The organism is Streptomyces sp. HPF1205 (assembly GCF_020400825.1).
Lineage (GTDB): Bacteria > Actinomycetota > Actinomycetes > Streptomycetales > Streptomycetaceae > Actinacidiphila.
In genome coordinates this window covers 249,387-267,003 of record NZ_JAINVH010000005.1, presented here as the reverse complement: position 1 = coordinate 267,003, position 17,617 = coordinate 249,387, and the positions used below count along the sequence as shown (strand labels likewise).

Here is a 17,617-nt window from a genome sequence, read left to right as displayed (position 1 = left end):
CCTCACGATCCCCCCGCGGGGCCGCGCGCGCACCCGCTGAACGGCGGTTGCGCCACGGGTGGTCCGCCGGGGCGTCCGGGGGACGGCCGTGCAGGTTGGTGGCGTGCGGCGCCGCCGCGGGGGTAACCGGTCGGACATGACGTATCGCTGGAGGGAGTGGGACCGCGCCCTGTTGACGCAGGTGGCCGAACGGCACTGGCCGGCGGCCGAGCCGGTGCTGCCGCGGCTGAGCCGGGCCGCGAACCACGGACGGCTGTGGATCGCGGTGGGCGCGGGCATGGCGCTGGTGGGCGGCCGGGAGGGGCGGTGGGCGGCAGTGCGCGGCGCGGGCTCGCTGGCGCTGGCCTCGCTGACGGTGAACACCGTCGCCAAGGGCGCCGTCCGCCGTGCGCGGCCGGTGCTGGACACGGTGCCGGTGATCCGGCGACTGCACCGGCAGCCGGTGACGTCGTCCTTCCCGTCGGGGCACTCGGCGTCCGCCGCCGCCTTCGCCGCGGGCGCGGCCATGGAGTCGGGGGGATGGGGCGCGGTGCTGGCCCCGCTGGCGGCGAGCGTGGCGTTCTCCCGCGTCTACACGGGCGTGCACTACCCGAGCGACGTGGTCGTGGGCTGCGCGCTGGGCGTGGGCGCGGCGCTGGCCGTTCGCGCGCTGGTGCCGCCACGGCAGCGCCGGCCGGAACCGGGACCCGCCGCCGAGGCGCCGGCGCTGCGCGACGGCGACGGCCTGCACGTGGTGGTCAACGCCGCCTCCGGCCCGCCGCCGCTGCTGTCCCCGCCGCTGGACCGGATCCGCGCGGCGCTGCCGCAGGCCGAGGTCGTGGAACGCACCGAGGACGACGACCTGGCGGAGCTGCTGGAGAAGGCCGCCCGCTCGGCGGCGGAGACGGGCGGGGCGCTGGGGGTGTGCGGCGGCGACGGCACCGTGTGCCTGGCGGCCGGAATCGCCCTGCGGCACGGGCTGCCGCTGGCGGTCTTCCCCGGCGGGACCCGCAACCACTTCGCCCTCGACCTCGGACTCACCTCGGTGGAGGACACCGCGGCGGCCGTACTCGCGGGGCGGGCCGCCTCCGTCGACGTGGCCCGCCGCACGAACCCCGCCGACGGTTCGTGGGAGCCCTACCTCAACACCTTCAGCATCGGCTCCTACCCGGACCTGGTCCGCGTCAGGGAGCGCTGGTCGCGGCGGATCGGGAGCTGGCCGGCCAGCGTGCTGGCGGCGGTGCACGTCCTGCGCACCAGCCGGCCGGTGACCGTCGAGATCAACGGCCGGCAGCGGTCGGTGTGGCTGCTGTTCGCCGGGAACTGCCGCTATTCGAGCTGGGGCCCGGCTCCCGTCCGGCGCCGCGACCTCGCCGACGGCGTCCTGGACGTGCGGCTGGTGGACGGCGGCCCCTTCGCGCGGCTCCGCCTGCTGGGCGCGGCCTTGACCGGTGTGGTCACCGGCTCCCCCGTCTACACCACCACGACCGTGCGCCGGCTGCGGATTCGTGTACCGGACGGCGGCGTCCACCTGGCGTTCGACGGAGAGGTCGCACCGGCGCCCCACGAACTGCTGCTCGACAAGGTCCCCGGCGGGCTGACGGTCTACCGGGGCTGACGGTCCCCCGCGGCTGAGAGGCCGAACGGGTCGGGGCGGGCCGGGGCGGGTCGAGGCGCGCCCGTCGTCCGGTCGTACGGCCTGGCCTCGGCCGTACGACCGGACGGTCGGCCGGGCGGCTCGCCCCTCGGCCGTACACCCCTGGACCGCTTGCCCGAGGGCTGTACGGCCGGCGGGAGCGCCGACGTCCCGCGCCGGGCCTGCGTCGTACACCACGCGGTGGTTCCGCGCCGCGCGGTCGCGCGCTCAGTTGCCGCCGACAAGGCCGGCCAGCGCACGCACGCCCTCACCGGAGATGCTCAGCGCGTCCGGGCTGCCGGTGTCGATGGAGAGGATCAGCTCGTCCGACGGCCAGGCGCCGCTCAGTGCGGCGAGCTGGACCAGCCGGTAGCGGCGGGTGGTCGGAAGCGCTTCGGCCATCCGGGTCTCCGAGGTGAAGACGGGGACCAGTTGCCTGCCGTCCTCCTGCTCGTACACCGGAAGCTGTATCTCCCGGGGCAGCTCGGGCGCGTCGCCGACGCCCTCCGGGTACTCGTCGGCGCCCGGGACCGGCAGCAGCACCTCGCTGACCGCGAGGGTGCTCAGCGCGATGACGTTCTCGCTGCCGTGGGCGATCTCGTGCAGGGCGCGCTGCGCGGGGGGCAGGGCGCCGTCGGGGTTGATGTCGGTCATCGCTTCTGATTCCTCTCGCGAGTCATGCCTGTGCACTGGCTGAACCCCGCGCGTACCCAACCTTTCCTGGTCCATGCCCCCTCCGCCGGATTCGCGGGCCGGGGCGGGGGCCGGGCCCGTCCGCGGCGGGGCCCGGGCCCGTTCGCGGCCGAGGCCGGGGCGGGGGCCGGGCCCGTCGGAAGCCGCCGGGCACGGCTGCGCGAGGCTCGAACGACGCGCCGCATCGTCGTAGCAGCCGGAGTCGCCGGCGGGACGATCGGCGGACGGGCGCATGTTGCGGCGCACAGCCGGCCGGTTCGCCCGGGAGGGCCGCCGCACCGGGCGAACGGTCACCTGCCGAACCGACCGCGCTCGTGCGTACGGGGCGCCGCGCGATCCGCGCTCAGCACCGGTGCCGGGCGCCCAGGGCCCGGCACCGGCGCGCTCTCTACAGGGCCCCGCCCGCCGGATCCCGTCCGGGCCGGACGGACGGGTCGGCTCCGTCCGGGCGCATCCGGAAGTCGTAGGCGGCCGGTAGTGGGTACTGGACGCGGGCCCGGGCCCGGACGCCGGCGGTTATGGGGCCGTCGCCCGCGAGGAGGGCCTCGGCGACGGCGTACCAGGTGTCGCTCAACTCCTCCGCGCCCTCGTGCAGGTCCTCCACGTCGAATCCCTCGTCGAAGAACGCGCGGGCGCGGGCCGGATCGCCCTGGGCGAGGGCGGTACGCGCGCGCAGCAGGCGCAGGTGTCCGTCGTCGAGGGGACCGCCCTCCCCGCCGACGGCGGCCTGGTCCAGGACTGTCCGGGCGTCCTCGACCCGGCCGGCGGCGAGCAGCACCGGCACGGCCTCGACGGCGAGTGCGCGCTGCGCGGCCCTGGCGGCAGCGGCGGCCTCCCCGGTCCGTTCCGGGCCGCCCGAGGCAGGTTCGAGAACCTCGGCACGCAGGCTCTCATGAGCCTCCATGTACCACTGTGCCGCCCTCTCCACGGATCCGCCGGGACCACCGGGACCGCCGGGACCGCCGGGACCGCCGGGACCGCCGGGGGCACCCTCGGCTGTCTCGGCGACTGCGAGGGCGCGCAGCACCCACGGTGAGCGGCGGGCGGCCAGCGAACGCTCCCAACTGCGCACCGCCTGCGCCCGATCGCCGGCCGCCCACTGGGCTATGCCGAGGTAGTAGTCGCGGTACCACTCGTTGCCCGGATAGGTGTCGGCCGCCTCCAGCAGCTCGCGCCACTCCGGCGAGACCAGGCACGGGCCCGGCGTGGTGTCCGCGCCGGGCCGGGGGAAGACACCGGCCAGCAGCAGTTCGAGCCAGGGCTTCTGGCGGTCGCCGAGGGTGTCGGCGGGGAACGGCGTGCCCGGCAGATCGAAGCGCCCCCGCACGATCTCCAGCGCTCCCCAGCCGGAACCCACGGCGAGGATGTCCTTCGGATCGGCGTCGGCCTGCGCGAGCCAGCTCTCGTATGCCTGGTCGACCGTGGCCCGGGGCAGGGCCGCTTCCAGGCGGGCGGCGGCTTCCGCGCGGGCCTCGCCCCAGTCCTCGCCGTGCACGGCGACGGGGTCGGCGTCGAGCGGACCGTACGCCTCCAGCCAGGAGAACTCCGACTCGGCCGCCATCGGGACGTGTTCGAGCTGAGTGCGCGCCAAACCGGCCTGGATCTCCAGGTAACCGCCGGTCCCGGGCTCGGTGAGCCACTGCTGCCAGCGCCGGCCGCCAGGTCCGTGCCCCCACAGGAACAGCTTGCGGCCGCGCAGCGCGTCGGTGGAGGTCTGGACGAGACCGCGACCCTCCCCGTCGAGCGCGGCGATCCAACGGCGGTCGTCGTCCCCGATGTCGAAGAAGTAGTCCGCGGGGTACTCCGACCGTGCCGGGTAACTGATGTCGGTGCCGCCACCGTCGCCGCCGGTGCCTGCCGGAGCGTCCGGCCGCGGCACCGGCACGCGCTTCAGCGTACGGGTGTAACCGAAGTGCCAGGCGGCACCGGCGGGGACGAGGACGCGGGTGTGCTCGGTCTCCGGGACGGCGATGTTGGACCACCAGTAGGCCGGCACGGTGCGGCCGTGCGGGTTGCGGACGCGAACGCCGACGTAGAGGAAATCCGAGTCCGCGGGCAGCCACAGGTCGACCTGGAAGGGGAGGTCGCGCAGCCGCTCCCACTCCCACAGCCGCAGCATCTCGCCGCCGTCGGGCGCGGGAACACGGGCGGCGTGCAGCGGCGCGCAGGTGTGGGCGGCATGGCCCGTGGCACCGAGGTTCCACTCGACACCGCCGGAGAACCACGCACCCGCCAGCCCGAACGCCGCAGGCTGCATCACCGGGTTGCGGTAGAGCAGTTCCCTGCCGGTCGGCTTGTGCACCAGCGAGTACAGCCGCCCGCCGAACGCGGGCAGCACGGTGGCCCGCACCCGCTCGTTCTCGATCACCAGAGCGTCGAGGTCGGCGGGCGCACGGCGGCGGCCGTAACCGTCGAGTACGCGGACGGGCAGCACGGAACGCAGTGGCGCATACCCGATCTGCCGTGCCATGTCGGCGGGCAGGCCCGCCCGCCCCTCCAGGTCGAGCCGGTGCGCCTCCTCCAGCGGGCGCAAGGAGGGCAACGGGTTCTCCGGACCGAGCGGCGCGGCCGGGATGCTCACAACGCTACGTCGCACGGTCGTAGCCAAGGCCACCTCGTCTGACCATCGGGGCCGCCACTGCCACGGCGGCACTGTGTCGACCATGGAACAGCTTTCCCGCCGCCGTGACCAGGGGCCCCAACCATGGACTTCCCGGCGGCCGGCGGGCGCCGGACCGCTGTCGGCGGGCGCTGCTAGAACCTTCCTCATGACGACTCCCCTCCCCGCATGGCCTTCCTCTCCTTTCCCTGTACCGCGGTTCGCCGACCTGCTGGAGATGCTCACCGAGCGATCCGCCGCGTTCCGCACCGCCGCCGCGGCCGCCGATCCCCGTGCCCGCGTTCCCGGTTGCCCCGACTGGACGGTGCGGGACCTGGTCGCTCACCTCGGCGAGGTGCAGCTCTACTGGGCGGCGTCCGTGGCCGCCGGCCCGGCGACGCGGCCGCCCTCGGACGAGGCCGTGGGCGAGACCGCGCCGTCCGACGACCTGCTCACCTGGTCGGCGCGCTGCACCAAGACCCTTGTGGGCGCCTTGCGTACAGCAGGCCCCGACCGCGGCTGCTGGACCTGGTGGGCGGATTCCGACAACCCCTCGACCGCCGGCGCCGTGGCCCGGCACCAGGTGCAGGAAGCGGCGGTGCACGCGCGGGATGCCCAGGAGGCGGCGGGTGTGCCGGAACCCATTCCCGCAGCCCTCGCCGTGGACGCCCTCGACGAGTTTCTGCACGTGGAGTTCGGCTCGATGGACGGCTGGCCCAACTCCCCGGCACGGGTTGCCCTGATCACCGACGAGGGCCCGGCCTGGACCCTCGTCCTGGACCCCACGGGCGCCTCGGCGGTCCGCGCCGCCCCCGGCACGGGCGTGCCCGACGGGGCGCGTGGCCGAACCAGTGTTGGACCTCGCCCGGGAGCCTCCCTTTCCGGACCGGCAGGTGATCTCCTCCTCGCCCTCTACCGCCGTGCGCCCTGGGACGGCGGTGCCTTGCGTGTCACCGGAGACGCCGATCTTGTGCGCCAGTTGGTGGTCTGGTCGACGTTGAACTGAGGACGTACCGTCCTGACTGAGGGGTGATGCCCATGTCAGGTACTGGGTGGCGCGCGGCCGGTGTGGCGGGTGGGACGATGATGTTGGTCGCCGGATGCGCCTTCGGCCCCCATCCGGGTGCCTCCGCCACGACACCCGCGACCTCTGCGCCCGCACCACCCCCCGTCGGCAGCATCGAACATCCCCGTCCGGTCGAGTGCGTGGACGGCCTGACCTCCGTCGCAGGCTCCACCGCCCTGCCCGGCCCGTACGGGTCGCCCCGGACCCCGGTGACCGTCCCGGGAAGGGTGCCCCCGAACACCGTCGGCCCCGCTGGTGCTCCCGGCCCCGGACCCGCCGCCGGCACCAGCACCAGCACCAGCACCAGCACCAGCACCAGCACCAGCACCAGCACCCCGAACGGCGGCCCCTCTCACGGCCGTTCCTCCGACCCGGCCACCGACATGACCATCGGCCCCCTCACTTGGCAGGGCCTGCGAGACCTGGCTACTGCCGACCAGCACACCCACGGCACCCACGACTCCGACGGCTGGCACTATCGCATCGGCTCCGCGGTACGCCCCCACGCGACCGTCACCGTCACCATCGGAGCCCAACAACGCGCCCGCGCCGGCCTGGAATACGGCGGCGGCTACGGCACCACGCCCGCGCCCGCCGTGACCTTCCACAGCTGTCCCGGCGTCACCACCGTCTTCGCGGGCGGCTTCTTCATCGCCGGGGACGGCCGTGCTTGCGTCCCTCTCGACGTTCGCATCGGAAACGCTCCGCCCAAGCATGTCGTGATCTCCTTCTTCCATGGTCGTTGCTCTGCATAGGCTGGGGCCATGACCGAGCCCACGCCCGATCCCTCGACCGCAGCCGTGTCCGTCGACCCGGAGGTCCTCGAACAGACCGAGCAGCTCTTCGATCTCGCCCGGGAGGGGGACAGCGCCCGACTCGCGGCCCACCTCGACGGCGGCAGGCTGCCGCTGGACCTCAGCAACGAGCGCGGCGACACCCTCCTCATGCTCGCCGCCTACCACGGTCACGCCGACACCGTCCGCCTCCTCCTCCAGCACGGTGCCCACCCCGATCGTGGCAATGTCCGCGGCGGCCAGACCCCTTTGTCCGGCGCGGTCTTCAAGGGCGCGCAGGACGTCATCGACGCACTCCTCGAAGGCGGCGCGGACCCGTCCGCGGGCTCCCCCAACGCCATCGACACCGCCCGCATGTTCGGCAAGGAGGACCTGCTCAGGCAGTTCGGAGCGGGCTGACCGGTCACCCGGGCACGCCCCCGGACCTGTCGCTGCAGGCACCGCGCCCCGGACGGTCCCCCGCGGCCCCGGCAGCCTGTTCCCTCACCCGCTCAGCACGGATATCCGCTCGGCCAGTCGCCGCCTGCCGGTTTCGGTGAGCGAGCCGTAGAGACGAAGGCGGGAGATGCCACCGTCCGGGAAGACGTCGATACGGACGTGCGTTGCCGAAGCGGCGTCGACCCGGAACCGGTGGAGCGAGTCCGGCTGGAGCCGTGTCCTGGGCACGACCTCGGTCCACTCCCCCTCTTCCCCGTCCCGCGCCCAAAGGGCCGCCCAGCCGGCCGAGTTCCCCTTCAAACAGGCGGTGTCGATCTCGACTGCACGGATGACGCCTTGCTCCACCAGTCGGTAGCGGATCCAGTCGTGTCCGCTGTCGCGTCGGCGACGGGTCTCCCAGCCGTCGTCCATTCTCCGGGAGCGGCCCGGCAGGATGGTGTGCTCGGGCGGTGAGTAGAAGCGGTCGGAGGCGTCCTCGACCATGCCACCGTTCTCCAGCGCGACCAGGTCGAAGGTGCCGAGTTCGGCGAGCCATTCCGGGTCGGGGGCGACCTCGCCGTAGGCCCTCAGCCGGGCGATGCCCCCGTCGGGGTGCTGGCCGATCCGCAGATGGGTGAAGCGGCGCTCCAGGTGGACCGCGAAGGCGTTCTCCGCGTGGCCGCCCACGGGCGTGGGCGGCACCAGCCGGGTCCACGCCACGTCCGGGCCGAGCAGTTCCTCCGGGCCGGCCGGCAGCGGATGATCGGCGGCCTCTATCGACACCGCCTTCGGGTGGTTGCCGCGGAAGTGCGCGGTGTCCACCACTATTGCCCGGACGATCCCCGGCGCCCCCAGCCGGACCAGGGCCCAGTCGTGATCCTCGGGCCCCGGGTGCGGAGCCGAAGCCGAGACGCCGCGGCGACGTCGCGTCTCCCAGCCGTCCATGATCTTGCCCTTGTGGCCGAACCGCTCGGGTTCGAAGACCGCCGCCCCAGGCAGGAGCAGGTTTTCCCGCTCGGCGAAGAACTCGTCGTTGGCAGCGATCACTGCCGCTCCCAACCGCCGGTCGGCCAGGTCCGCCAGCCCCGTGAAGGACAGTCCGGCGCTGCGGTAGTCCGCGTACGGATTCCCGCCGGCGTACGGCCGCGCGTCCCCCGTGAAGGACGTCAGCGCGGTGAACCTCGCCGGCCCGGTCGTTCCTGTCCCGGCCACGCGTCCGTGAATCCCCTGCCCACTGCTTGCCGGCCCGTCGGTCGTCGGCCCCTCGGTCATCATCACTCATCCCCCGTCTACCTGTCCGCGTGTATCTGTCCGCGTGTATCTGTCCGGTCGGTCCGCTCCGGTCCGGTTTCTCTCCTTTGCTATGCCTCCACTTTCACCCCTTCTACTCTTCACGTCCATCGAAAGTTTCTGAATTTATTGTTCAGTCGAACTGCACAAGTGGGTCGAGCTGCGCGGCTTGCCGCAGAGCCTCCATGACCCGGCGGAGCAGCAGGCCGTCCTCTGCTCCGCCCCGGACCGCTGCCACTACCCGGCGCCGCGGCCGGTCCGCCTCCAGCGCACGCACCGCCACCTCGTGCCGCATGCCGAAGCCGGTCGCCATCCGCGGCACCAGCGCGACGCCCATGCCCGCGGTGACCAGAGAAAAGATGACGGGCCAGTCGGCTGCGGCATGAGCCTGCTGCGGCACGAAACCCGCGTCTGCGCACGCGGCGAGCGTGATGTCCCGCCACGGCCCCCGACTGCCGAAAATCCAGGGTTCACCGGCAAGCTGGGCCAGCCGAAGACCGGGCGCGCCGGCGAGGGGGTGGTCGACCGGTAGCGCGATGTCCAGCGGATCGGTGAGCAGGGGGAACACGACGAAGCGCGGGTCACCGGCGGCCGGCGCGTCGATCGCCAGCGACACCGCCAGATCGACCTCGCCCGCAGCGAGCCGGTCGTAAGCCTCGGCCGCCTCGCACTCGTGGACGGAGAGCGTGATGCCGGGCGCGGTTCTGCGCAGCAGCACCGCGGCCGGGACGACCAGCCGCGCGACGCCGGTGGCGATCGTCCCCACCCGTATCTCACCCGCCTCGCCCCGCGCGTGACCGTCGAGTTCCGCGCCCGCGCGTTCCAACTGGGCGAAGACGATCTCTGCGTGGCGGAGCAGGACATGACCGGCTCCGGTCAGCCGGACACCGCGTCCCCGTGCCTCCGTCACAGGCGTGCCCACCTGCTTGGAGAGCGCCGCAAGCTGCTGTGACACGGCCGAAGGCGTCATGCGCAGCGCCGCGGCGGCGGCCGTGACCGTCCCCGTGTCGTACAGCGCCCGGAGGATTTGCAGTTTCCTCAGGTCCCACTCTTTCATTCAGTCAGACTAAAAGCAGACCGGAGAGTGCGCCGGCTTTTCCACAGGCCTTCGCGGCGGACCGACGGTTCGCCGCACCGGCCCGGGAGTTTTCCACAGGCCGGACGAACGGCTGCCGCGCCGTCGGTTCCGATCGCGCTACGGTTCGAGTGGTTCAGCTCGCGACCGCATCGCCGCCGACCCCAGGCACCACACCCTCCCGGTGCTGCTGCGGGCTGACTCCCCGTACGCGCTTGAACGCCGCGCTGAGAGCGAACGGGGTGCTGTACCCGACCTTGCGGGCCACCGCCGCGACGGTGGCGTCCGGTTCCCGCAAGAGGTCGGCGGCCAGGGTCAGCCGCCAACCGGTCAGGTAGGACATGGGCGGTTCGCCGACCAGTTCGGTGAAGCGGCGGCCGAGCGCCGCGCGGGAGACCCCGGTCCGCGCGGCGAGCGACGCCACCGTCCACGGGTGCGCGGGATTTTCGTGAAGGAGGTTGAGGGCCGGCCCGACGACCGGGTCGCTCCGGGCGGCGTACCAGCCGGGTGCGCCGGCCCCCGGCCGGGAGAACCATGTCCGGAGCACCGCGATGAGCAGCAGGTCCAGGAGGCGGTCCAGCACGATCTCCTGTCCGGGCTGGTCGCGGACGACTTCCTCGGACAGCAGGTCGGGCAGTGGGCTGTGCCAGGTGTCTCCCGGCAGGTGCAGGACGTGCGGCAGAGCGGCCAGAAGGCGGCGGCTGACCTCGCCACCCATCTGGTAGGTGCCGCTGATGAGCACGGCGGAGCCCTGGGGGTCGTCGCCCCAGGTGCGAACGCCGAGGTCCATCTCGTCGCAGAGTTCTTCGCCGTCCGGGCCGGTGGAGACCTGGCCGGGCCGGATGACGATCCGGGGCTCTGTGGCAGGGTCGTCGGCGACGGTATAGGGCTGCGGGCCGCGCACCACCGCGATGTCGCCGGGCCGCAGGCGCACCGGCGCTCCGGCGTCGGGAATCACCCAGGCCTCGCCGCTGACCAGGTACATCAGGGTCAACGGCGCACGGTCGGCGATCCTCAGCGACCAGGGCGGGCTGAGGATCGAGCGCAGCAGGAAGGCGCCGCGCGCCCGCGGCCCGTCCAGCAGGGTCGCCAGTGGATCCATGCGCTCAGCCTAGGACTGGACGACCGCGTATGGCGATGAGCTTTTCGCCGATGGCCCGGCCGCGGACCGCGCGGCTGTACTGACAGGCATGACACCGGACCCGCGAGCCACCGCCCCTGCCCACCCGTACACACGCCACCAGGAAGGCGGACACATGAGGAACACGGAAACGGTCCCGGACAGGACCGCCGCGTCGCACACCGACGCCGTTTCGCACACCGGCAACGGCCCGCACCACCACCGAGCGCCCGGTCTGCCCACGCAGGGGCATCCACCGCGGTGGGGCACGCCCGCCGCCCGTATTCGGACAGTTCGGCCGCGAAGCGCCCGGGGAGGATCCATGAACGGCACCATCGGCGGCGTCGCCCTGCTCGCCGCGACAGTCCTCACCGGCTTGATGGCGGGGATCTACTTCGCCTTCTCCGTCGCGGTGATGCCAGGACTCGGGCAATCGGACGACCGTACGTTCGTCGAGGCCATGCAGCGCATCAACGTGGCGATACAGAACGGCTGGTTCGGCCTGGCCTTCGGCGGCGCGCTGGTACTCGGCCTGGTCGCCGCGTTCCTGCACCGGCACGGCGAGGGTCGCCCCGCCCTCGCGTGGATCATCGCCGGAGTCGTCCTCTACGCGGTCTCGCTCCTCATCACCATGGGCCTCAACGTTCCGCTCAACAACCGGTTGGCGGGAGCCGGTGCGCCCGGCAGGATCCACGGCCTCGCCGCCGTCCGTGCCCGGTTCGAGTCGACCTGGGTGCACTGGAACGTGGCCCGCACCCTGGCGACCACGGCTTCGCTGGCCTGTCTCGCCTGGGCGATACGTGTCGCCGGCAGCGCGGGCAGGGCGTGACCGGCGCAGGACCCGGGGGCCTCGCCCGGGTCGCCGCACCAGGCCGGATCCGTGTCAGGTACCGAAGGAACCATGGCGGCCCTGCCCGGAGGCGAAACGGGCGGCGCCGGCCGCGGCTTCGGGAAGGCAGACCCGCCCATGGGCCAACTCCGCGGCCAGGGCCGCGCCTTCGTCGAGGCCCTCCTGGTCCAGGAGGGACAGGCGGTCGTGGCGAAGGCAGGTCTGGGGAAAGGCGGCGATCTCGGCGGCGAGCCGCTCGGCTGCGGCGCGGGCGGTGCCGCACGGAACGACCCGGTCGACCAGTCCGATGGCGAGCGCCTCCGCGGCGCTGACCGGGCGGCCGGTGAGAATCAGGTCCATGGCCCGGCCCGCGCCGATCAGCCGGGGCAGGCGTACGGTGCCGCCGTCGATCAGCGGCACGCCCCAGCGGCGGCAGAAAACGCCGAGTACCGCGTCCTCCTCGGCGACCCGCAGGTCGCACCACAGTGCCAGTTCCAGGCCGCCGGCCACCGCGTGACCGGCGATCGCGGCGACCACCGGCTTGCCCAGCCGCATGCGGGTGGGGCCCATGGGGCCGTCGCCGCCCTCGGCCACGCGATTGCCCCGATCGGTTCCCACCGCCTTGAGATCGGCGCCGGCACAGAACGTGCCGCCCTCCCCCCACAGCACTCCCACCGAGGCTGTGTCGTCCGCGTCGAAGGCGCGGAACGCCGCGGCCAGCCGGGCCGCTGTCGGGCCGTCCACGGCGTTGCGCACCCCCGGGCGCGACAGGACCACGGTGGTGACGGCGCCGGACCGCTCCGTCCGAACGGAGCCGTCCGGTCCAGGGCCCGCCGAGCCCCCCTGCTCCGGCCCGGCCGCACCGACGCCGGGCTGTGCGGGATCGGTTGATCCGGTATCGGTTGATCCTGGATCGGTTGCTCCGGGATCTGATCCCGGATCGTTCGCCACGGGTTCGCGTTCGGGATCCTTCGAGGCCATGAGGGGCACCGGCCTTTCTCGGCGATTCGCCGGCTCGTCGGGGGCGTCGGCCGGTGTCGGTCATCGCACCATCCACGTCGGCCCGACGGCCCGGAGTCAATTGTGTTCCGACAGCAGGACCGCGACCGTGCCCGGTTCCAGGGCACGGAAAATGTGCGGGACGTCGCCGGGATAGGAGATGTAGTCGCCCGGGGCCAGTTCGACCGGTTCCTCGGCGACGCCGACCAGAGCGCGGCCGGTGCTGAGAACGACGTGCTCGACCAGACCCGGAGCGTGCGGATCGGACTCGCGGACGGTACCGGGCTCGGACGAGACGAGGTAGACGTCGCGGCGAGCGTGAGGCGGGCAGGATGCCAGCAAAGTGGCGACGTAGTCCGAGCGCTCGGCGGTGAAGGTGGGTCCCTCGCCCGCCCTGATCACCTTGACCCTGGGGCGCGGCGGGTCCACGAGCTGGGCGAACGGCACGTCCAGGGTGACGCACAGCGCCCACAGCGTCTCCACACTCGGGTTGCCGGTGCCGGACTCGAGCTGGGACAGCGTGGACTTGGCGATACCGGCGCGGCGGGCGACCTCGGCGAGAGACAAGCCCTTGCGGCGCCGCTCGCGCTGCAGGGAGGCGGCGATGGTGGCGAGCGGAGCGCCGCTGCTCTCGATGGGGGCCATGGTGTGCTTCCCGGGTTCTGGTGCGGTCGGTTGGGTGATTCGGTGCGTTCGGGGTTCGGGGGTTCGGTAATCGCGCGGATCCGCGCTTGCACGGTTCTCACGCAGGTTCGACAGGGAGCGCTTGGCGTTCACCAGAAGATCCTGTCGTTCGATTTGACGAACAGCGTGTCCGTGTGTTCATTGTAGACGGTGAAGCGTTCGATGTGGCGAACCCTGGAGCGGGACCTTGCGCGGGACATCGCGCGGGATGTCGCGCTGGTGTGCGTGGCCGACTCGTTGGTCGGCGCGTCCTTCGGTGCCATCGCGGTCGGACTCGGGCTGCCTCTGTGGCTGCCCGTGCTGTCGTCGGTGGTGGTGTTCGCGGGGGCGGCGCAGTTCCTTTTCATCGGGATCGTCGGCGCCGGCGGGAACCCTGTCGCCGCAGTGGTGGCGGGGTTGCTGGTCAACGCGCGGCACGTGCCGTTCGGGTTCTCGGTCGGTGACGTCCTCGGCGCCAAGTGGCCGGTCCGGCTGGTGGGCAGCCATCTCATGGTGGACGAGGCGGTGGCCTTCACCCTCGCCCAGGAGGAGCCCCGGCGGCGTCGGGTCGCGTACTGGACCTGCGGAATCGGGTTGTTCCTGTGCTGGAACCTGGGGGTGCTCGCCGGCGTGTTCGGCGGCCGGGCGATCGGCGACACGGACGCCTTCGGGCTGGATGCCGCCTTCCCCGCCGTACTCCTCGCCCTTGTCCTGCCGTCGCTGGACCGCGCGGCAACGCGCCGGGCTGCCCTCGCCGGGGCAGCGATCGCCCTCGCGACCACCCCGTTCCTGCCCGCGGGCCTGCCGGTCCTCCTGGCACTCGCGGGAATCGCCGCGGCCCTGCCCCGCGACGACAAAGGCGCCGACGCCGACGGCACACAAGGGACAGGCCACGCACCCAAGACGCCCGGCACGCCTGACACGCCCGGCACCTGTCGGTCCGGCGGCACACCCATCGCCCGCAACGTAAGCAGCTCCCGTAATCCACCCGGCGCACGCGGGACCATCGCGGCAGACGGCCGTGCCGCGCGAAAGGACGGTTGACCTGATGAGCAGTCCCGCGGCACTCGCGTCGGCCACCGTGGTCCTGGGCGCGGGCACGTTCGCCTTCCGCCTGGCCGGTCCCGCCCTGCGCGCTCGCGTCACCCTCTCGCCGCGGGTGGAACGGCTCATGGCCACCGCGGTCGTGGTCATGCTCGCCGCCCTGGTCGCCACCTCGTCCCTCACCGCGTCCCACTCCTTCACCGGCCCCGCCCGGCCCGTCGGCGTCGCCGTGGGAGCGCTGCTCGCCTGGCGCAAGGCCCCGTTCGCGCTCGTCGTCCTGGCGGCGGCCGCGACCACGGCGCTCCTCCGGCTGGCCGGCGTGAGCTGACCCGTACCGCGCGCCGCTCGACCGCCACCTCGCCCGCCCGGCACGGGGGGCGCACCGAACCACCCGCCACCCGCCGCCTGGCCGGAACTCACCGTTTGCCGCGGCAGCTCACCGATTGCCGCGGCTGCGGAGCTGACAGGTGGATTCCAGATCGTGTTACGTGTCATGTCTCCGTCGATTCATGAGTGGCCGTCACCGTCCTGGACGGAGAGCCACCCCCCTCTGGAGGACATGTGACCGGTCAGTCGAACAGCCGGGTTCCGCTCGGGCTGCGCACCGCGCTCGTGGGCACGTTCACCGCGTGCCTGGCCTTCACGGTCGCGGGCGCCGGAACCACCGCGACCGCCGCGAGCACCGCGAGCGCCACGAACTCCGCGACGGCCACGCGCGCCGCGACCGCCGCCGGAACGGAAACGCTTCCGTTCTCGGGTGCGACCACGTCGGGTCTGCACAACACGTACGACCCCGCCGCGTTCACCTATCTCGCGCAGGGGCTCGACACGGGCACCTCGATGATCGAACTCGACGTCTGGGACGACTTCTTCACCCAGGAGTGGAAGGTCAGCCACGACAGCCTGACCAGCAACAAGAACAACTGCGTCAACGCCTCCGCGCCCGCCGACCTCTACACCGGAGGGGCCAACAAGGATCTGGAGAGCTGCCTGGACGACGTGCGGGTCTGGCTCGGCGCCCACCCGGGGCACGCCCCGATCGTCATCAAGCTGGAGATGAAGGCCGGTTTCCAGGCCGACCTCGGCATGAGCCCGGCCAAGCTGGACCAGTCGATCAGCGCCCACCTGGGCAACCTGGTCTTCAAGCCCGCCGACCTGCTCACCAAGCCCGACGGCGGCCAGTACGCCACACTCGACGACGCGGCCAGGGCCGGCAACTGGCCCACCCGGCAGCAGCTCGCCGGCAAGGTACTCATCGAGGTCATCCCGGGCACCGTCGAGGAGAACAACCCCACCGACTCGCTGTGGACCGACCAGGAGTACGCCGGTTACCTGCGCGACCTGCACAGCCAGGGCAGGACCTCGCAGGCGAACATCTTCCCCTCGGTCCACAACGCCCAGGCCGGCGACCCGCGTGCCCGATACTCCGACGCCTCCCTGCGGCCGTGGTTCGTGGCCTTCGACGGTGACGCGGCCACCTACCTCAACGGGTCGATCGACACGAGCTGGTACGACACCAACCACTACCTGCTGTTCATGACCGACGCCCAGAACGTGCCGCCGGCCCTGGACGACACCAACCCCTCCGTCGCCGACGCCCAGTCCCGCGTCGCACAACTGGCCAAGGCCCACGCCACGGTCGCCTCCAACGACTGGCGCGGCCTGCCCGCGGTCCAGTCGATGGTCGTACCGCGCGGCTGACCGCCGACCCCGTCGTACCTCCGCCCCACGGCCGGCCCGGCCGTGGGGCCATCAGCGTCCGGCCGACTCCCCGCCCCCCGTACGTCGGCCGCTCACGCCCGCCGCGTGGCGCGAACCGTCACGCCAACCGCACAGCCGTCAGACCGGAATACCCGCCGCCGGTACCCGGTAGGCGTCGATGTAGGCGACCGTCGGGACCGTGTCCTGCCGCTCACTGACCTCTCCGATCGCGGGAGCGGCCACGGCCAGCGTGTCGAGTGCCCGGGGTGTCCAGGGGCCTTCGGGGGACAGCACCACGTGGTCGAAGCCGAGGGCGGCCAAGCGGCGGCAGCGGGCGATGAGTTCCGCCGAGGTCTCGCCGGCTTCGGGCCGGGCGGTGGCCGACAGGTCGATGTCCGCGAGGGGACGGCCGGCCTTCCGGCAGTGGACCGCCAGGATGTCCAGCTTCCGCCGCAGGACGGCGCCCTCGTGCGGGACGTCCAGCAGGTTGCAGGCGTCGGCGTACCGGGCGACCAGGGGCAGCATCCGCGCCTCGCCGAGGCCCGCCACCGTCACGGGCGGGCGGACCGTGCGGTGGGCCAGCCGCAGCAGGTCCTCGACATGGTCGAACCGTTCGGCCAGCGGAGGCGGCGCGAGCCCGGGACCGGCGTCCCACCGGCCGCCGTGCGCCCCGTATTCGTCCCGCACCGAGTAACCGTCCCGCACCCGGTGACCGTTGTGCCTACCGTGGCCGGCGCCCCCGCTGTGCCCGTCGTATTGCGCGTACCCGGCGCTGACTCCGAGCCGGGCGCGCCCGCCGGACAGCGTGTCGAGGGTGGCCGCGGCCCGGACCGTCAGCTCGGGCAGGCGGTACGCGAACGGGCTCACCATGGCCCCGAGCCGGACGCGGGTGCTGCGTGCGGCGAGGAAACCCAACGCCGTGTACGCCTCCAGGACCGGCTCGTCGTCGGCGAGCCCGCTCCGGTCCCCGGCCCGGTCTGCACCCCAGCCCCCGTCGTTGCCCCCCTCCCCGGTCCCGTCCCCGGCGAGCAGCCGTTCCGCCACCCACACCGTGTCGAGGCCGAGGTCGTCGGCGGCGGCGACGACCTCCTCCAGGCGGGCGACCTCGCCGCCAGAGCCACGGGAGCCACCGGATCCACCGGAGCCACCGGATCCGCTGTGGTGGGCGACATTGATGCTGATACGCATGGTGATGCCTCCGCTCTCACTGTTCACCGGCCGGACTGCCGTACCGGGTGCGTGGGTTCAGACGAGGTCGCCCTGTTCTCCGGTCGGGGTGAGGTGGAGGGCGGCGAGCCTCCAGGTGCCGCCCTGCTCGACGAGGGTCTGGGTGACGCGGAACCGGCCGTTCAGATCACGCCCCTCGTAGACGCTCCGCTGCCCTTGCACGCCGACCGCGACGGCGGCGCGCCCGTAGCGGCGCACCGTCACGCCGCCCCACTCGAAGGCGTCGTGAACGAGGCCGCCCGAGACGTACCGGTCCAGCCACCGCTTCTTGTCCAGTACGAAGCCGAACGGGCCGACCGCGCTGAAGTCGTCGGTCAGCAGGGCGTCCAGTGCCTCGATGTCACCGCGCAGCTCCGCTTCGGCCCACCGCGGGCCGAACCCGGCCGGCTCCGCCGGCTCCCCGCGCCGCTCGCGCTGTTCCACCGCCTGCCTCCTCGCCCGCGTCCGTCTGTGCCTCCAGACTCCCGGACGCGGCCGGTCCGGAC

At 73.1% G+C, this 17,617-nt stretch carries 16 protein-coding genes and 1 pseudogene; 8 read left to right on the top strand and 9 right to left on the bottom strand.

The window, feature by feature from the left end; translation table 11 throughout:
* Positions 1-136 precede the first annotated feature (136 nt).
* The gene (locus tag K7G61_RS08540; RefSeq protein ID WP_225846071.1) at positions 137-1,597 is read left to right on the top strand and encodes a bifunctional phosphatase PAP2/diacylglycerol kinase family protein; all 1,461 of its coding nucleotides are present in this window, start codon (positions 137-139) and stop codon (positions 1,595-1,597) included.
* Positions 1,598-1,843: 246 nt separating this feature from the next.
* Here K7G61_RS08540 and K7G61_RS08535 read toward each other — a convergent pair whose 3' ends face one another.
* The gene (locus K7G61_RS08535) at positions 1,844-2,269 is read right to left on the bottom strand and encodes an SseB family protein (protein ID WP_225846070.1); all 426 of its coding nucleotides are present in this window, start codon (positions 2,267-2,269) and stop codon (positions 1,844-1,846) included.
* A gap of 427 nt (positions 2,270-2,696) precedes the next feature.
* The gene (locus K7G61_RS08530; RefSeq protein WP_225846069.1) at positions 2,697-4,916 is read right to left on the bottom strand and encodes a DUF5107 domain-containing protein; all 2,220 of its coding nucleotides are present in this window, start codon (positions 4,914-4,916) and stop codon (positions 2,697-2,699) included.
* 160 nt (positions 4,917-5,076) lie between these two features.
* On the opposite strand from K7G61_RS08530, the gene K7G61_RS08525 reads away from it, so the two are divergent.
* From K7G61_RS08525 to K7G61_RS08515, 3 genes are all read left to right on the top strand, one after another.
* Positions 5,077-5,913 (top strand): maleylpyruvate isomerase family mycothiol-dependent enzyme, encoded by an 837-nt coding sequence (locus K7G61_RS08525; RefSeq protein WP_225846068.1) that lies wholly within the window; start codon positions 5,077-5,079, stop codon positions 5,911-5,913.
* A 200-nt stretch (positions 5,914-6,113) separates the two neighbouring features.
* The gene (locus K7G61_RS08520) at positions 6,114-6,728 is read left to right on the top strand and encodes a hypothetical protein (protein ID WP_225846067.1); all 615 of its coding nucleotides are present in this window, start codon (positions 6,114-6,116) and stop codon (positions 6,726-6,728) included.
* Positions 6,729-6,737: 9 nt separating this feature from the next.
* Positions 6,738-7,166 carry an ankyrin repeat domain-containing protein gene (locus K7G61_RS08515; protein WP_225846066.1) on the top strand — a complete coding sequence of 143 codons (429 nt, stop codon included), beginning with the start codon at positions 6,738-6,740 and terminating at the stop codon, positions 7,164-7,166.
* An 84-nt stretch (positions 7,167-7,250) separates the two neighbouring features.
* Here K7G61_RS08515 and alc read toward each other — a convergent pair whose 3' ends face one another.
* The 3 genes from alc to K7G61_RS08500 all read right to left on the bottom strand — a co-directional run bounded on the left by alc (position 7,251) and on the right by K7G61_RS08500 (position 10,651).
* Positions 7,251-8,396 carry an allantoicase gene (alc, locus tag K7G61_RS08510; RefSeq protein ID WP_225846065.1) on the bottom strand — a complete coding sequence of 382 codons (1,146 nt, stop codon included), beginning with the start codon at positions 8,394-8,396 and terminating at the stop codon, positions 7,251-7,253.
* 211 nt (positions 8,397-8,607) lie between these two features.
* Entirely contained in the window at positions 8,608-9,531 is a 924-nt protein-coding gene (locus tag K7G61_RS08505; protein ID WP_225846064.1) for a LysR family transcriptional regulator, read from the bottom strand.
* Positions 9,532-9,685: 154 nt separating this feature from the next.
* Positions 9,686-10,651, bottom strand: a complete 966-nt coding sequence (locus K7G61_RS08500) for an AraC family transcriptional regulator (protein ID WP_225846063.1) — start codon at positions 10,649-10,651, stop codon at positions 9,686-9,688.
* A gap of 340 nt (positions 10,652-10,991) precedes the next feature.
* On the opposite strand from K7G61_RS08500, the gene K7G61_RS08495 reads away from it, so the two are divergent.
* The gene (locus K7G61_RS08495; protein ID WP_225846062.1) at positions 10,992-11,498 is read left to right on the top strand and encodes a DUF1772 domain-containing protein; all 507 of its coding nucleotides are present in this window, start codon (positions 10,992-10,994) and stop codon (positions 11,496-11,498) included.
* A gap of 54 nt (positions 11,499-11,552) precedes the next feature.
* Here the strand turns inward: K7G61_RS08495 and K7G61_RS08490 are convergent.
* A pseudogene (locus K7G61_RS08490) lies at positions 11,553-12,311 on the bottom strand (crotonase/enoyl-CoA hydratase family protein); the annotation flags it as partial.
* A 264-nt stretch (positions 12,312-12,575) separates the two neighbouring features.
* Entirely contained in the window at positions 12,576-13,142 is a 567-nt protein-coding gene (locus K7G61_RS08485; RefSeq protein ID WP_225846060.1) for a helix-turn-helix domain-containing protein, read from the bottom strand.
* Positions 13,143-13,331: 189 nt separating this feature from the next.
* On the opposite strand from K7G61_RS08485, the gene K7G61_RS08480 reads away from it, so the two are divergent.
* From K7G61_RS08480 to K7G61_RS08470, 3 genes are all read left to right on the top strand, one after another.
* Positions 13,332-14,204, top strand: a complete 873-nt coding sequence (locus K7G61_RS08480) for an AzlC family ABC transporter permease (protein ID WP_308190606.1) — start codon at positions 13,332-13,334, stop codon at positions 14,202-14,204.
* A 4-nt stretch (positions 14,205-14,208) separates the two neighbouring features.
* On the top strand, positions 14,209-14,532 hold the full coding sequence (locus K7G61_RS08475; RefSeq protein ID WP_225846059.1) for an AzlD domain-containing protein: 324 nt from the start codon (positions 14,209-14,211) through the stop codon (positions 14,530-14,532).
* A gap of 233 nt (positions 14,533-14,765) precedes the next feature.
* Positions 14,766-15,905 (top strand): phosphatidylinositol-specific phospholipase C domain-containing protein, encoded by a 1,140-nt coding sequence (locus tag K7G61_RS08470; RefSeq protein ID WP_225846058.1) that lies wholly within the window; start codon positions 14,766-14,768, stop codon positions 15,903-15,905.
* A 138-nt stretch (positions 15,906-16,043) separates the two neighbouring features.
* On the opposite strand, the gene K7G61_RS08465 is transcribed toward K7G61_RS08470, so the two are convergent.
* Both K7G61_RS08465 and K7G61_RS08460 read right to left on the bottom strand, forming a co-directional pair.
* Positions 16,044-17,093 (bottom strand): LLM class flavin-dependent oxidoreductase, encoded by a 1,050-nt coding sequence (locus K7G61_RS08465; RefSeq protein ID WP_225846057.1) that lies wholly within the window; start codon positions 17,091-17,093, stop codon positions 16,044-16,046.
* 57 nt (positions 17,094-17,150) lie between these two features.
* Positions 17,151-17,555, bottom strand: coding sequence for a nuclear transport factor 2 family protein (locus tag K7G61_RS08460; protein ID WP_225846056.1), 405 nt, complete (start codon positions 17,553-17,555; stop codon positions 17,151-17,153).
* Between the last annotated feature and the right edge of the window lie 62 nt (positions 17,556-17,617).